Here is a 14,451-nt window from a genome sequence, read left to right on the forward strand (position 1 = left end):
GCCTTGAATTGGGTGCTTAATCTCGCGTGGTTTGATCGCTTGGGACTTCCACGTCTCTCCTGACCTCAATCCCTCGAACCGCCCGGTGCGGACCCGCATGCCGGGTGGTGTGGCAGGGGTACGGTCTATGAAGGCCGTCCCCTATGCCGATTGGGGGGGGAGGCAGTGACACCGTGCTGAATTCATCGCAGGCAAGCCTGCTCCCACAGGAATGTGGATTGCCCGAGATCTAAAAGTCTTCACGAACACTGTGGGAGCGGGCTTGCCCGCGATGGCGGTGTACCTGATGGTGCGGGACTTGAATTAATAATCCCTGTTCAGGTGCAAAAACACTCAAAAAACCAGATTAATTTATATCCTGTGCACCATTTAACTTCATAAGTGCGACATTTTGCGCTGTTCTTGTGCGCAAGTCGTTTGTTACAGTCCGGCTCGATCTCCTACAACGACAATCAATCTGCCGAGACTTTTCCATGATCGAATCCGTCGAATCCTTTCTTGCGCGCCTGAAAAAACGCGACCCGGATCAACCCGAATTCCACCAGGCTGTGGAAGAAGTTCTGCGCAGTCTGTGGCCGTTTCTTGAGGCCAATCAGCATTACCTGACCTCGGGCATTCTGGAGCGCATCTGTGAGCCGGAGCGGGCGCTGGTGTTTCGCGTGTCGTGGGTCGACGATCAGGGCAAAGTCCAGGTCAATCGCGGGTTCCGCATCCAGATGAACAGCGCGATCGGCCCGTACAAGGGCGGTCTGCGTTTCCACCCGTCGGTGAACATGGGCGTCCTGAAATTCCTCGCCTTCGAACAGACCTTCAAAAACTCCCTGACTTCATTGCCCATGGGCGGTGGCAAGGGTGGTTCGGACTTCGACCCCAAAGGCAAAAGCGACGCGGAAGTCATGCGCTTCTGTCAGGCCTTCATGAGCGAGTTGTATCGCCACATTGGTGCGGACGTTGACGTGCCAGCCGGGGACATCGGCGTCGGTGCGCGGGAAATCGGTTTCCTGTTCGGCCAGCACAAGCGCTTGAGCAACCAGTTCACCAGCGTGCTGACCGGCAAAGGCCCAAGCTACGGCGGCAGCCTGATTCGCCCGCAAGCTACCGGTTTCGGTTGCGTGTACTTCGCCGAAGAAATGCTCAAGCGCCGTGGCCTGGCGGTCGAAGGCAAGCGCGTGGCGATTTCCGGTTCGGGTAACGTCGCGCAGTACGCCGCGCGCAAGGTCATGGATCTGGGCGGCAAAGTGATTTCGCTGTCCGACTCCGAAGGCACGCTGTATTGCGAAAGCGGTTTGACCGAAGAGCAATGGCTGGCCGTACTGGAGCTGAAAAACGTACAACGCGGGCGCATCCGTGAACTGGCTGGCCGTTTTGGCCTGGAGTTCCGCGCCGGTCAGCTGCCATGGAGCCTGAGCTGCGATATCGCGCTGCCGTGCGCGACGCAAAACGAACTGGATGTCGAAGCCGCCCGCACCTTACTGCGCAACGGCTGCATCTGTGTGGCCGAAGGCGCGAACATGCCGACCACCCTCGAGGCGGTGGACCTGTTCATCGAGGCCGACATTCTGTTCGCACCAGGCAAGGCGTCCAACGCCGGCGGCGTGGCGGTGAGCGGGCTGGAAATGTCGCAGAACGCCATGCGCCTGGCGTGGACCGGTGGCGAAGTGGACAGCAAGCTGCACGCGATCATGCAGTCGATTCACCACGCTTGCGTGCACTACGGCGAAGAGGACGGTCGGGTCAATTACGTCAAGGGCGCGAACATCGCCGGCTTCGTGAAGGTCGCCGATGCCATGCTGGCCCAAGGCGTCGTTTAAGTCGGTTCGATGCGAATCACTTCAATCATTTGATCCCCGGCGGGGCGCTGCCACAGTACTTCGTCGTTGAGTTGTGCGCCGAGCAGCGCCCGGCCCAGCGGTGAGCCCCAATTGATCAGGCCGTGGGCGGCATCGGCCTGATCTTCGCCCACCAGTTGTACCCGGCGCTCGGTGGCGTGTTCATCGGCGTAGGTCACCCAACTGCCGATTTGCACTTTCTGGGTCGAGGTCGCGGCGGGTACCACCTGAGCGCTGCCCAGGCGCTGTTTGAAATAACGCAGATCACGCTCGAGATCGGCCAGGCGCTGTTTGTCCGCCTGCTCACCTTTTGCCGATTGCTCGGCATGCAGGGTTTGCAGTTCGGCGACTTTGCCCTGCAACAGCTTCAGACCTTGCGGCGTGACGTAATTGGGCTGCGCGCTGACTTGCCGTTCGACTGGCTGATCGGCTTGCGCGGTGGCGTTATCTTCATTGACGAAGGCACGGCTCATGGAATTCTCCCGGTATAGGGTTTGGGTCATGGTCGCAGGCATCCGGTTTCACTGGATGTCTGAAAGCGACTTACGGCGAGCGATAGGCCCGGGTGGTGTCCTGGTCTTTCTGCTGCTGCCAGGCTTTGTCCCGTTCTTTCAGATGGCTGTTGCGCTCATCCCTTGGATACGCTGCCCATAGAGAAAGTCTAGAAGTGGATTCGTCGGGTGGTTGTGAAAGGTGTGTGATCAATCGTTTCGGCAAACGACGAGTCCCTGTGGGAGCGAGCTTGCTCGCGATGAGGGACTGACATTCAACAAGTGTGTTGGCTGAAAGGCCGCCATCGCGAGCAAGCTCGCTCCCACAGGGGGGTATCTGGTCAGTAGTGATACCACTTCAGCTCAAGCATCACTTCGTTCTCGGCCGTCGCCAAATGGCTGAACTCACGCTGGGCGCTCAAGCGCAGACCGAGATTGCGGGATATTTCCCACTGCTGGTTCAGGCTCAGGCTACGACGCACTTCGCCATTGGTGAAAAAATCACCCTTGGCTTCCAGGCTCAAGTTGCCCAGCGGATTTTTCCACAGCACACCACTGTTGAAGCCGGCGGCCGGCGCGATGAACGCGGCAAAATCATTGTTGTGCTCGATACGCACAGTGCCCAGGGCAAATCCGAGCAGGTCATCGCCCAATTGCCAGGTACCGCCGCCACCACCGTTGACGTGGCTGACCAGGGTCTGGTCATCATGTTTGCCCGGCACCTGCTCCAGGCCGCCGGTAACTTGCCATGACAGAGGTTGCAGCAACTCGTTACGCGGGGTCAGGGAGCGAATGGTCGCCAGGTCCAGGCGTTGCACTTGCCAGTCATTGCCTTCGTACTGGCGCAGTTTCAATTGCAGGATTTCGATCTGCGCGCCAAGGGGAAAGCTTTCGCTGTTGTCATTGAGGTCGTGATAAGCCATGCGCAAGCCGTACTCGCCAAAGGCTTTATCGCCACGGGTACCGAGGCCGAGTTGCCAGGTACGGGACTCGTGACCGTCTTCAGGCAGGCCGGGTTGCGGGATATCCAGCTCCGGCGCCGGATTCTGGTTGATTGCCCGCAACAGTTCGAAGCTGCGCTGGGCGCGCGCCGGGTCGCGCTCCCGGCCATTGGCGCGGTAGCGCTCCAGACGATAGGCCGCATCGATGATCAGCGCCTGGCGGTCGCGGGGTTGTGCTTTGAACGCCGGGTCCTGCAATTGGTTCTGATCGGCGCTGACTTTCAGTACCCATTGCTGCTCTTCAGGGTTAAACGGTTCGGCGCGACTGAGCAACTCGCGTTCCCGGGACGGACGATACTGGATGGATTCCACCAGCCCGGCATTTTTCACGGCTTTGACAGTGTCGGTGGGGATGGCCGTGAGCGGGAATTGTTCGGTCAGGCGCAAGCGCGGGCGGGCCACTTGCAGCAGTTCCAGCAAACGGTATGAGCAGTTTTCGTCGAAGAAGAAATAGTCGAACTTGATCTGCTTCAGTTCCCAGACGTGCTCGACCATGCGCGCGGTTTCCTGTTGGGTCAGGTTCAGGCGGTATTCCCACAGGTCGCGGTTTTCCAGGCTGCGGTATTCCGAGAGTTTTTCCTGGTAAGGCACTAGCGCAAACAGGCCGGGATAGCCGCCCATCAGGCCTTTCCAGGCATAGAGGATGCTGTTGTCCGAGCCCTCGATGTAGGCGCCGAAGTTGATCGCGTAACTGAGCAGCGAAGTCTTGTCGCTCTGCACTTCGGCCTGATCGATGCGCAGCAGGGTGTGGCCGAACATCGAGGACGGACTGTTCAGATACGCCGCCGGAAAGATCATCACCGTGCTGTCGGGCGAGACGTCCTTGAACCATTGCTTGAACCCGGCGCAGTCCGGCGTCGGCAGGCCGGTCAGGCCGAGTTGTTCTTTYAGCCAGCGGGTGCGCGCCGGGTAGACGCATTGAGCGTGTTGTTCACCGGCACTGGCCGGGCCGTACAAGGCTTGTACAGTCGCCGCCAGTTCATGGTCCGGACGTTCATTGCCGTCAGCGGCGAGGAAGAATTTCGGGTCGCTGACATAGCTGCGCCAGCCGCCGAGCTTGGCGGTTTCATAATGGCCCAGGGATATCCAGAAAGGGTCGTTGGCCAGTTGCTGCAAACGTTGAGGGTCGATCTGAGGCGCGGCGGATAGCGGGGCGCAGGCACACAGCGCCAGCCAGGCAAGGCGTTTGAGCATAGATGGCAACTTGAATACTTGAGAAAAAGACCCAAAAAGGGGCAGGTCCAAAAAACAAAAACCGCTTCCCGAAAGAAGCGGGGCGGGTCGAGCTTAAGCTTGAGTCGCGTACTTGGCCAGACGAGGGTCGGCTTTGAGCACGGCCAGGGTATTGGTATGCACGTCTTCGGCAGTCACGTCAGCCTTGCTGAAGATCTGCTGGAAGTGCTCGTGAGTGACGGCGGCGAAGTGCGCACGGTCTTCCGGCGCTACGCCCAGTACCACGGCATAGGTGGTCAGCGCTTCGCCCTGACCTTTGGCCATGTCTTCGGACAGCTCGTTCATCATGCCATTCATGGCAAACCAGGATTTACCGCCATAGGTCAGCGACGCGTTGGTTGCGCAACCGTTGGTACCGGAGGTCATGCCGAAGGTTGCGTTGCCGGAGGTGCCGTTGGTGGTGGATGCCAGGAAGTGAGCAGGAGTACCACGCTGACCTTCGAACAGCATGTTGCCCCAACCGCAATCCGGGCCGCCTGGCGCCTGAGCCATGGCGTTGATGGATACAGCAGTGAAGAGAGTACCGAGAAGAATCCGTTTCATAGCTTTGTTCTCTTTATGTGCCTACCAATGGATAAGTGGGCCGGTCATTAGTCCAGCCGAGCAGTCTGGAGTTTAGGCACGATCACGGGGTTCCGTGATTTTTTGCAAAGCATTCATGGGAAACCGCGGCGCAAGCCCGGCCCGCCTGGGGTTGGCGGATTGAAGATGCTCAGGCCTGCGGCACTCCTTGCCAGTCGGGCATGGGCGGCGCCAGAATGCTGCCATCTGCCCCGCCTGATTGTTAAGGAAGCCCGATGCCTGATCCTGTTGCTGCCAGCTTGCGTCTAGCGCCCGAAGCGCTGACCCGTCCGTTTTCCGCTGAACAGTTCAGCTTCTCCACCACCAATGATCTGGAGCCCTTTCGCGGTGTGCTTGGCCAGGAACGTGCGGTCGAAGCCTTGCAGTTCGGTGTGGCCATGCCACGCCCCGGTTACAACGTATTCGTCATGGGCGAGCCCGGCACTGGCCGGTTCTCGTTCGTCAAACGCTACCTCAAGGCCGAAGGCAAGCGCCTGCAGACCCCAGCGGACTGGGTCTACGTCAACAATTTCGATGAGCCGCGCGAGCCGCGCGCGCTGGAGCTGCCGTCGGGCAGCGCCGGTGCCTTCATCGGTGACATCAACGGCTTGATCGACAACCTGCTGGCGACGTTTCCGGCAGTCTTCGAGCATCCGTCCTACCAGCAGAAAAAAAGCAGCATCGACCGCGCCTTCAACCAGCGCTATGACAAGGCCCTGGACGTCATCGAGCGTCTGGCGCTGGAAAAGGACGTCGCGCTCTACCGCGACGCCAGCAACATTGCATTTACCCCGATGGGCGACGGCAAGGCATTGGACGAAGCTGAATTCGCCCAGTTGCCGGAAGCCGAGCGCGAGCGCTTCCACGAGGATATTTCGGTACTGGAGGAGCGCCTGAACGAAGAGCTCGCCAGCCTGCCGCAATGGAAGCGCGAGTCGAGTAACCAACTGCGTCATCTGAACGAAGAAACCATCACCCTGGCCTTGCAGCCGTTGCTGTCGCCGTTGTCGGAGAAATACGCCGAGAACGCCGCGGTGTGCGGTTATCTGCAAGCCATGCAGGTGTATTTGCTCAAGACGGTGGTCGAGCAACTGGTGGACGATAGCAAAATCGATGCTGTCGCCCGCAAGTTGCTGGAAGAGCAATACGCGCCGAGCCTGGTGGTTGGTCATTCGGCCAGCGGCGGCGCGCCGGTGGTGTTCGAGYCGCACCCGACCTATGAAAACCTCTTCGGTCGCATTGAATACAGCACCGATCAGGGCGCGCTGTACACCACCTACCGGCAACTGCGCCCGGGTGCCTTGCACCGGGCCAATGGCGGTTTCCTGATCCTTGAAGCGGACAAAATGCTCAGCGAGCCGTTCGTGTGGGATGCGCTCAAACGCGCCCTGCAATCGCGCAAGCTGAAAATGGAATCGCCGCTGGGTGAGCTGGGCCGCCTGGCCACCGTGACCCTGACCCCGCAACACATTCCGTTGCAGGTCAAAGTCGTCATCATCGGTGCCCGTCAGCTGTATTACACGCTGCAAGACCTCGATCCGGACTTCCAGGAAATGTTCCGCGTTCTGGTGGATTTCGACGAAGACATCCCGATGGTCGACGAGAGCCTGGAGCAGTTCGCCCAGTTGCTCAAAACCCGTACTTCCGAAGAAGGCATGGCGCCGCTCACCGCCGATGCGGTGGCGCGCCTGGCGACCTACAGCGCCCGACTGGCCGAGCACCAGGGGCGCTTGTCGGCGCGCATCGGTGATTTGTTCCAACTGGTCAGCGAGGCGGATTTCATTCGTCACCTGGCTGGCGATGAAATGACCGACGCCGGGCACATCGAACGGGCACTCAAGGCCAAGGCCACGCGGACCGGGCGGGTTTCGGCGCGGATTCTCGACGACATGCTGGCCGGGATCATCCTGATCGACACCGCGGGTGCGGCGGTCGGCAAGTGCAACGGCCTGACCGTGCTGGAAGTCGGCGATTCGGCCTTTGGTATACCGGCGCGGATTTCCGCCACGGTGTACCCGGGCGGCAGCGGCATTGTCGACATCGAGCGCGAGGTCAACCTCGGCCAGCCGATCCACTCCAAAGGCGTGATGATCCTTACCGGTTATCTGGGCAGTCGTTACGCCCAGGAGTTTCCGCTGGCGATTTCCGCGAGTATCGCCCTGGAGCAATCCTACGGTTATGTCGATGGCGACAGTGCTTCCCTGGGCGAGGCCTGCACCCTGATCTCGGCCTTGTCGAAAACCCCGCTCAAGCAGTGCTTTGCCATCACCGGTTCCATCAACCAGTTCGGCGAAGTGCAGGCGGTCGGCGGAGTCAACGAGAAGATCGAGGGCTTCTTCCGTCTGTGCGAGGCCCGCGGGTTGACCGGCGAGCAGGGGGCAATCATTCCTCACGCCAACGTTGCCACGCTGATGCTCGACGAGAAGGTGCTGGCGGCGGTACGTGCGGGGCAATTCCATGTCTACGCGGTCCGTCAGGCCGACGAAGCCTTGAGTTTGCTGGTTGGCGAGCCAGCCGGCGAGCCGGACGAGAATGGCGAGTTCCCTGAAGGCAGCGTGAACGCGCGGGTCGTGGAGCGTCTGCGGGTTATCGCGGAAATGATCAGTGACGATGATCTGAAAGAGGCCGAGAAGGAGTTGGCGCAAGAGGCTTTGGCAGAAACCAAACCGGCTTGATGCATCGTTGAGCCAAGCGCAAGCCGCCCCTGTGGGAGCGAGCTTGCTCGCGATAGCGGACGTTCATTCGACCAATATGTTGAATGTTCGACCGCCATCGTCGGAACGCCGCCMGGAGCAAGCTCGCTCCCACATTTTGTTTGGGGTGAATGGTAAAAAAGCGTCGTCGAAATGACGTCAATATTCATGCTGTGACCATTCGGCGCCTTTCAGTATCGGCCTGCCTGCAAGGCAGACTTTTCTTCTATTATCTGCTCAAGGATGTCGACAGTAATCACAGGATCGAAACAGCCTTCGCATGGGGGCTGAATACCGGATCTACCGAGGGTCGCCGCCATGTCGCGCAACCTCTGCCTCACCCGTCAATGCCTGGGCCTTGAGACCCGTATCGAGTGTGCCATCCGTCCGTTGGCGGGAGATACGGGCATGTGGACTCTGCTGTTCGCCGCCGGAATGGCCGGTGAACAACCTTCGGCCATCAAGGCCCAAGGCCCGTTTCACGGTCCGTTCGTCGCTGAATCAATCCTCGACACCATCGTTGAAAGCCTGACCTTGCACGGCTACGAGTTGGCCAACGATCCGCAAATCTGGTGCCTGCACCTGCAAGCCCAGTTGCGGGAAATCAACGGTGGTCGCTGCCGTAACGTTGGCGGCTTCGAGTTTCACCCCGAGCACTGATTCGCACTATTGATCAAGGCGCGTCATGTCGGCCTTGTCGAGTTTGACCTCGAAACCATACTGCACGGTGGCGAGGTCAGTGCGCTGATAGGTTTCCAGGCGCGTAGGCTGTCCGTAGAAGTAATGCACGGCAAACTGTGCCGGCCCTTGTGCGCTCGCGCCATGGCTGACCGATAGAATCTCCTTCAAGTAATTGCCGGTGTCGTCCTTGGCGAAAAAGCGCCAGTCCTGGGCGGGAAACGCCTTCAAATCAACCACCAGAGCATTGGCTTTAAGCTCGAGGCCTTTGGGCAGCTGGCGGGCATCGACGGTTTTTTGCTCGACGGTGGCCAGGAACAGCGGCATCGAGCCCACCGCATAGGCCGGCGTTTGCGCAAACAGATTCAGATCGTAGGTAATGGTGCCGCGCAGGGGATCGATCTGGTACGCCTCGGGCGGCAACTCGATCGGCTCGTCGCGTTTGCCACTCGCGTCTTCAGTAAAGAAACTCACCGGACTTTCACCGGGGTTGAACGATGTGCCGAGCAGTTCATCGTTGAAGCTGCGCAGATGAGTGAATTCGATTCGCGCAGCACTGGGGTCGTCGATCGACTGACTGATGCTGACGTTCTTTTTCAGTTGATCCTCGCTCAGCGTTGCCCCTTTGAGCCAGCCGGGCGCCTGGTCGTCATAGACCACCACGGGCAGGTTCAAGGGCTGGATGGTCTTGTCCGTGGTCTCGGCATCGAAGTGCCGGACCGGCAGGTCGAGGCTCTTGCGGGTGACCGTGACGGCGGAAAAATCCAGCATGCTGACTTCGAGGGTTTCGATCGTCCCGTTGAAGTACACCTTCGAATAATGTCGAGCCTGCTGTTTCTCAAAGTTGCGCTGTTCTTCGTCGAGCTGTTTTTCCAGGGCTTCGCTCCAGCTCTTTTGCTGCTGCATCTTGGCCAGCTGCTGCTGATAGAACGCAATTTGTACCGCGGTTTCGTTGATTGAGCCGGCGCGCGAGATGAATTGCCCGGTGCTGTCCGTGGCCTGGACGATCAGCGGGTTCAGCGGTGTTTCTCTGACTTCGGGGGCTAGCGGCGCGCTGTTGTTGTATTCGATTTCCGCGTAGTTGTTCGTCAATGTGAGCAGGGTGACGCTCAGGTTGTCATTGGTGCGGGTCTGGCCTACGTCCTTTTTCGTCAGGTCGAAGCTGTAGAGCCGGCGTGGCGCGATGACCTCGACTTTGCCCTGCAGGCTCACCGGTTGCGGTTGCTGCTTTCTGTCGATGTCGAGGCCTTCGATGAAGGGGTAGGCCACAGTCAGGTCATCGGGGCTGGTCAGGTTGGAACTCGATGGGCTGAGTTGAATGCCGGGGTCGGTTTCTGACCATTCCGGCTGGAATGGGATCACTCGTTTATTGCTTAGTGTGACCGACTGCCATTCCAGGCCATGGGGAAACAAAAACGCGGCAGGAACGCTGAAAGTGAAGGGAAACACCGGTTGCAGATCGGTCAGGTAGTCGGAACTGGAGTCCTTTTGCAGCACGAACAACCCGTTGATGTAGGTGTCGACCATGGCCTGCGGGGTCGGGTAGTGCTTGAGCATGGCGAGGGCGTCTTCGCCGTATTCGGTTTCCACCGGTTTACTGTCGAGCTTGAGTTGCGCGCGCTCGAGCAGCAGCAGTGAGCCGCCCAGCTCCGACACGGCATCCTTCAGTTTCGGATCCTGGATGGCGTCCAGCGACTTTTCGAATTGCGCGGTTTTTTCTTCGAGGCTGACCTGGCGTTTTTCATCGCTGGGTGAGCAGCCGCTTAGAAGCAGCGCCATGCAAATTCCGGCACTCGTCAAAGGCAATCGCACATCCATTTCCAGTCTTCCTGTCCGATATCAATGAGCGGTCAATGATTTGGACACTAGCAGAAAAACTTTGATACACAGGCGCAGGTGGCGGATTTTTCGACGGTTTCTGGCTACTTCTGGGTATAGACGGGCGGCTGGTATACTCGCCGCCATTTTCAGCCCACATGTGAGATTCAATGGAACGCTTTATCGAAAATACAATGTACGCCTCGCGCTGGCTGCTGGCGCCGATCTATTTCGGCCTGTCCCTCGGGTTGCTGGCGCTGGCGCTGAAATTCTTCCAGGAAGTCTCCCATGTCATCCCGAACGTGTTTTCGATGGCCGAATCGGACTTGATCCTGGTGCTGTTGTCGCTGATCGACATGGCGCTGGTGGGCGGTTTGCTGGTGATGGTGATGATTTCCGGATACGAGAACTTCGTCTCGCAACTGGACATCGACGACTCCAAGGAAAAGCTCAACTGGCTGGGCACCATGGACTCTTCGTCGCTGAAAATGAAGGTGGCCGCGTCGATCGTGGCGATCTCGTCCATTCACCTGCTGCGCATCTTCATGGATGCCAAGAACGTCGATCCTGAGCATCTGCAGTGGTACGTGATCATCCACATGACTTTCGTGGTATCGGCATTCGCAATGGGTTACCTGGATAAACTCACCAAGCACTGATCCACACCGGCTCCCTTTGTGGCGAGCAAGCTCCCTCGCCACAACCTCCTGCGATAATAGACAAGCGGTCTGGCCAGTGGCTTGTGCTTTGATGCACAGAGGCCTATCCCTGTAAGTATGTTGGCTCGCCACTGCGTGAGGTGCGTTCATGACCCTGAATGAGTTGAATGCGTATGCCATCGCCGGAAAGGTCGATGAGCTGAACCTGATCTCCATGGAGGGGGGCATATACCTGCTGGAAGCGCGGATGCATGGCGCGGCGTACCCCCTGAGCGATACGCACGGCCATATGATGAGCCTGCGTTCGGTGGAGCATGCCCGTGATGTGCTGCGCTCCTTTCCCAAGTTGCACTTCAACCTTGTGCACACGGTCGTGCATGACGAAATGTGCGGTCTGGTTGCCGACGTGGAAGAAAACCTGAAGGTGCCGATCGCCTGACGTCCCTCATCAATGGCATGACATCTGTGCTAGTCTGCTGGCCCTTTTGGTTCCGGGCGCTCCGGGACGCGCTGTGTACGCATGGCAAGTTCCCGAGCCGTCCGCACAGCGGAGCAGTGTCATGTCCGAAGTAAATCTGTCCACCGACGAAACCCGCGTCAGCTACGGTATTGGCCGTCAGCTGGGCGACCAACTGCGCGACAACCCGCCACCGGGCGTCAGCCTGGACGCGATCCTGGCTGGCCTGACCGACGCATTCGCCGGCAAGCCAAGCCGTGTGGGTCAGGAAGAAATGTCCGCCAGCTTCAAAGTCATCCGCGAAATCATGCAGGCCGAAGCTGCTGCCAAGGCTGAAGCGGCTGCTGGCGAAGGCCTGGCCTTCCTGGCTGAAAACGCCAAGCGTGAAGGCATCACCACTCTGGCTTCCGGCTTGCAGTTCGAAGTGTTGACTGCCGGCGAAGGCGCCAAGCCATCCCGTGAAGACACCGTGCGTACTCACTACCACGGCACTTTGATCAACGGCACCGTGTTCGACAGCTCCTACGATCGTGGAGAGCCTGCAGAATTCCCGGTTGGCGGCGTGATCGCCGGCTGGACCGAAGCCCTGCAACTGATGAACGCCGGCAGCAAATGGCGCCTGTACGTGCCGAGCGAACTGGCTTACGGCGCTCAAGGCGTTGGCAGCATCCCGCCGCACAGCGTACTGGTGTTCGACGTCGAACTGCTCGACGTTCTGTAAGACCAGGCCCGATATGACGTCGGGCTAATGTGGGAGCGACGGTGCGGCGATCCGACTTGCTCGCGATGGCGGTGTGTCAGTCAACGTTTCTGTGATGGAACATCCGCTATCGTCGGAGCGCCGCCCGGAGCAAGCTCGCTCCCACAGTTTTTACGGTGTTTCATATTTCGATCTTGTGGTGCAGTTCACTGTGCGGGCGCAATGCCCGGGCATAGCAGAACAGAAACAGATTGCGCACCAGTTCCTTGAGCACCACCGGCTCGCTGGAGCTCAGGCCATTTAGGTCAAGATCACCTTGGTCTTGCAGTTCGTTCAAGGCTTCTTCTTCAAGCACCGCACAGACTTCCCCGGTTTCCCGATGCAGGATCCTGAGGTAAGGGTGTGGTCGGTCCAGCCAGGCATCGATCAGATAAGTCATGGTTCTCATCTCCACTGAGGGTTTTATGAGAATAATTCTTATTCGCTAAATAGCAAGCGCCTATTGGCGGTTTACGCTTTTTTCCAGGTAAGGATTGCGTCAGGTCAAAACGACTGGCATTTGGCTATTGCGAGGATTTACTGGGCGAAGCGGGGGAGAGGGAGGCGCCATCCCACGCTGGGCGCGGGATGGACAACTGCAGGTTCAGACTTTTCTGACGAACTCGGACTTGAGTTTCATCGGGCCGATGCCGTCGATCTTGCAATCGATGTCGTGATCGCCATCGCACAGGCGGATGTTCTTGACCTTGGTGCCGACCTTGACCACCAAAGACGTACCCTTGACCTTGAGGTCCTTGATCACGGTGATGGTGTCGCCGTCCTGCAGGACGTTGCCAACCGAATCCTTTTTCACTGCGTCATCGGACGCCGCTTCGGTTTCACCGCTGGCGGACCATTCGTGGGCGCACTCGGGGCAGATCAGCTGCGCGCCGTCTTCATAGGTGTATTCGGAATTGCATTTTGGGCAGGGTGGCAACGTGCTCACTAAGGCTCCTTGGATTCAGGATCGCTAAAAAGCGCACATTGTATAGGGTTTTAAGCGGGAGAGGGTGGGGCGAGGATAAACCTGTAGGGGAACAAACCTGTGGGAGCGAGCTTGCTCGCGATAGCGTCCTTTCAGTCAACAACTATGTTGAATGTAAGTGCCTAATCGCGAGCAAGCTCGCTCCCACAGGGTTTTACAGTGTTGTCAGTGCGTGCGGGCGACCGCGAACTCACTCAGTTCAACCAGTGCATCGCGATACTCGCTCGGCGGTAGCGTTTCGAGGCACTTGATCGCGCGGGCCACATAATCGCGTGCCAGTTGCGCGGTGTACTCCAGCGAGCCCGAGGCTTCCACGGCTTCGCGGATGCTTTCCAGATCTTCGATTCCGCCTTTCTGGATCGCCTTGCGCACCAGGGCGGCCTGCTCCGGTGTGCCTTCACGCATGGTGTAGATCAGCGGCAGCGTCGGCTTGCCTTCGGCCAGATCGTCACCGACGTTCTTGCCCAGGGTTTCGGCGTCGCCTTTGTAGTCCAGCAGGTCGTCGACCAGCTGGAAGGCCACCCCCAGGTGATCCCCGAATGTACGCAGGGCTTCGGCCTGTTCCGGTGTGGCTTCGCACAGGGCTGCAGCACTGTGGGTCGAGGCTTCGAAGAGCATCGCGGTCTTGCCGCGGATGACTTCCATGTAGGTTTCTTCGGTGGTGCTGGCGTCACGAACCTTCGATAGCTGCAACACTTCGCCTTCAGCGATGATGCGCGTGGCCTGCGAAAGGATCTTCATCACCGGCATCGAGCCCAGCTCGACCATCATTTCGAAGGAGCGCGAATACAGGAAGTCACCGACCAGCACGCTTGGCGCGTTGCCCCACATGGCGTTGGCGGTCGAGCGGCCACGGCGCATGCCGGACATGTCGACCACGTCGTCATGCAGCAGGGTAGCGGTGTGCAGAAACTCGATGGTCGCGGCCAGCAGACGCAGTTCGTCGCCTTCGCGACCCAGGGCCTTGCCACACAGCAACACTAGTAAAGGACGCAGGCGTTTGCCGCCGGCCGAGGTAATGTAATCGCCGATTTTCGATACAAGCGGCACGCGCGAAGTCAGCTGCTTCTTGATGATGCCGTCGACGGCGCTAAAATCGTCCGCGACCGCGCGGTAGAAAGCTTGGGGTTGCATCAGCGACAGTCGCTCCAGAAGGGTTGCGCGGCATGCTAGGACCCACGCCTGCAGGTGTCAAGGCGCGATGGACGGCCCCTTGCAAGGGACTCGTGGCTTGCGTACAATCGCGCACCCTGAACTTCCTGGGCAGCACCTGCCTTACGCAATTGCAAGCGGGCCTCCAGCCCCAT

Annotated in this window: 13 protein-coding genes; 6 read left to right on the forward strand and 7 right to left on the reverse strand. The window is 59.0% G+C overall.

Features of this window, described 5'->3' with window-relative positions; all coding sequences use genetic code 11:
• The first annotated feature begins 473 nt into the window (after positions 1-473).
• The gene (gdhA, locus tag AC1DRN_RS19590; protein WP_223463611.1) at positions 474-1,811 is read left to right on the forward strand and encodes an NADP-specific glutamate dehydrogenase; all 1,338 of its coding nucleotides are present in this window, start codon (positions 474-476) and stop codon (positions 1,809-1,811) included.
• Here the strand turns inward: gdhA and AC1DRN_RS19595 are convergent.
• The 3 genes from AC1DRN_RS19595 to AC1DRN_RS19605 all read right to left on the reverse strand — a co-directional run bounded on the left by AC1DRN_RS19595 (position 1,808) and on the right by AC1DRN_RS19605 (position 5,097).
• Entirely contained in the window at positions 1,808-2,302 is a 495-nt protein-coding gene (locus AC1DRN_RS19595) for a GreA/GreB family elongation factor (protein ID WP_108216413.1), read from the reverse strand. The two genes, gdhA and AC1DRN_RS19595, sit on opposite strands and share 4 nt — an antisense overlap.
• Before the next feature lie 359 nt (positions 2,303-2,661).
• Positions 2,662-4,515, reverse strand: coding sequence for an Lnb N-terminal periplasmic domain-containing protein (locus AC1DRN_RS19600; protein WP_223463610.1), 1,854 nt, complete (start codon positions 4,513-4,515; stop codon positions 2,662-2,664).
• A gap of 93 nt (positions 4,516-4,608) precedes the next feature.
• On the reverse strand, positions 4,609-5,097 hold the full coding sequence (locus AC1DRN_RS19605) for a DUF3015 domain-containing protein (RefSeq protein WP_007970900.1): 489 nt from the start codon (positions 5,095-5,097) through the stop codon (positions 4,609-4,611).
• Positions 5,098-5,351: 254 nt separating this feature from the next.
• Between AC1DRN_RS19605 and AC1DRN_RS19610 the strand changes: the two genes are divergently transcribed.
• Positions 5,352-7,790, forward strand: coding sequence for a Lon protease family protein (locus AC1DRN_RS19610; RefSeq protein WP_477786780.1), 2,439 nt, complete (start codon positions 5,352-5,354; stop codon positions 7,788-7,790).
• A 336-nt stretch (positions 7,791-8,126) separates the two neighbouring features.
• On the forward strand, positions 8,127-8,468 hold the full coding sequence (locus tag AC1DRN_RS19615; RefSeq protein WP_223463608.1) for a PA4575 family protein: 342 nt from the start codon (positions 8,127-8,129) through the stop codon (positions 8,466-8,468).
• Positions 8,469-8,474: 6 nt separating this feature from the next.
• Here AC1DRN_RS19615 and AC1DRN_RS19620 read toward each other — a convergent pair whose 3' ends face one another.
• Positions 8,475-10,304, reverse strand: coding sequence for a hypothetical protein (locus AC1DRN_RS19620; RefSeq protein ID WP_223463607.1), 1,830 nt, complete (start codon positions 10,302-10,304; stop codon positions 8,475-8,477).
• A gap of 170 nt (positions 10,305-10,474) precedes the next feature.
• On the opposite strand from AC1DRN_RS19620, the gene AC1DRN_RS19625 reads away from it, so the two are divergent.
• The 3 genes from AC1DRN_RS19625 to AC1DRN_RS19635 all read left to right on the forward strand — a co-directional run bounded on the left by AC1DRN_RS19625 (position 10,475) and on the right by AC1DRN_RS19635 (position 12,141).
• Positions 10,475-10,963: a TIGR00645 family protein gene (locus AC1DRN_RS19625; RefSeq protein WP_108216418.1), complete on the forward strand. Its 489-nt coding sequence runs from the start codon at positions 10,475-10,477 to the stop codon at positions 10,961-10,963.
• 148 nt (positions 10,964-11,111) lie between these two features.
• Positions 11,112-11,402, forward strand: a complete 291-nt coding sequence (locus AC1DRN_RS19630; protein ID WP_108216419.1) for a DUF6482 family protein — start codon at positions 11,112-11,114, stop codon at positions 11,400-11,402.
• 121 nt (positions 11,403-11,523) lie between these two features.
• Positions 11,524-12,141 carry an FKBP-type peptidyl-prolyl cis-trans isomerase gene (locus tag AC1DRN_RS19635; RefSeq protein WP_108216420.1) on the forward strand — a complete coding sequence of 206 codons (618 nt, stop codon included), beginning with the start codon at positions 11,524-11,526 and terminating at the stop codon, positions 12,139-12,141.
• Between the two features lie 160 nt (positions 12,142-12,301).
• Here the strand turns inward: AC1DRN_RS19635 and AC1DRN_RS19640 are convergent, their stop codons facing one another.
• The 3 genes from AC1DRN_RS19640 to AC1DRN_RS19650 form a co-directional block, all read right to left on the reverse strand.
• Positions 12,302-12,559, reverse strand: coding sequence for a PA4570 family protein (locus AC1DRN_RS19640; protein ID WP_223463606.1), 258 nt, complete (start codon positions 12,557-12,559; stop codon positions 12,302-12,304).
• Between the two features lie 204 nt (positions 12,560-12,763).
• Positions 12,764-13,105 (reverse strand): zinc ribbon domain-containing protein YjdM, encoded by a 342-nt coding sequence (locus tag AC1DRN_RS19645; RefSeq protein WP_108216423.1) that lies wholly within the window; start codon positions 13,103-13,105, stop codon positions 12,764-12,766.
• 204 nt (positions 13,106-13,309) lie between these two features.
• A complete protein-coding gene (locus AC1DRN_RS19650) occupies positions 13,310-14,278 on the reverse strand; it encodes a polyprenyl synthetase family protein (protein WP_223463605.1) in 969 nt (322 codons plus the stop codon).
• Between the last annotated feature and the right edge of the window lie 173 nt (positions 14,279-14,451).

This window comes from Pseudomonas sp. P5_B3 (genome assembly GCF_056400405.1).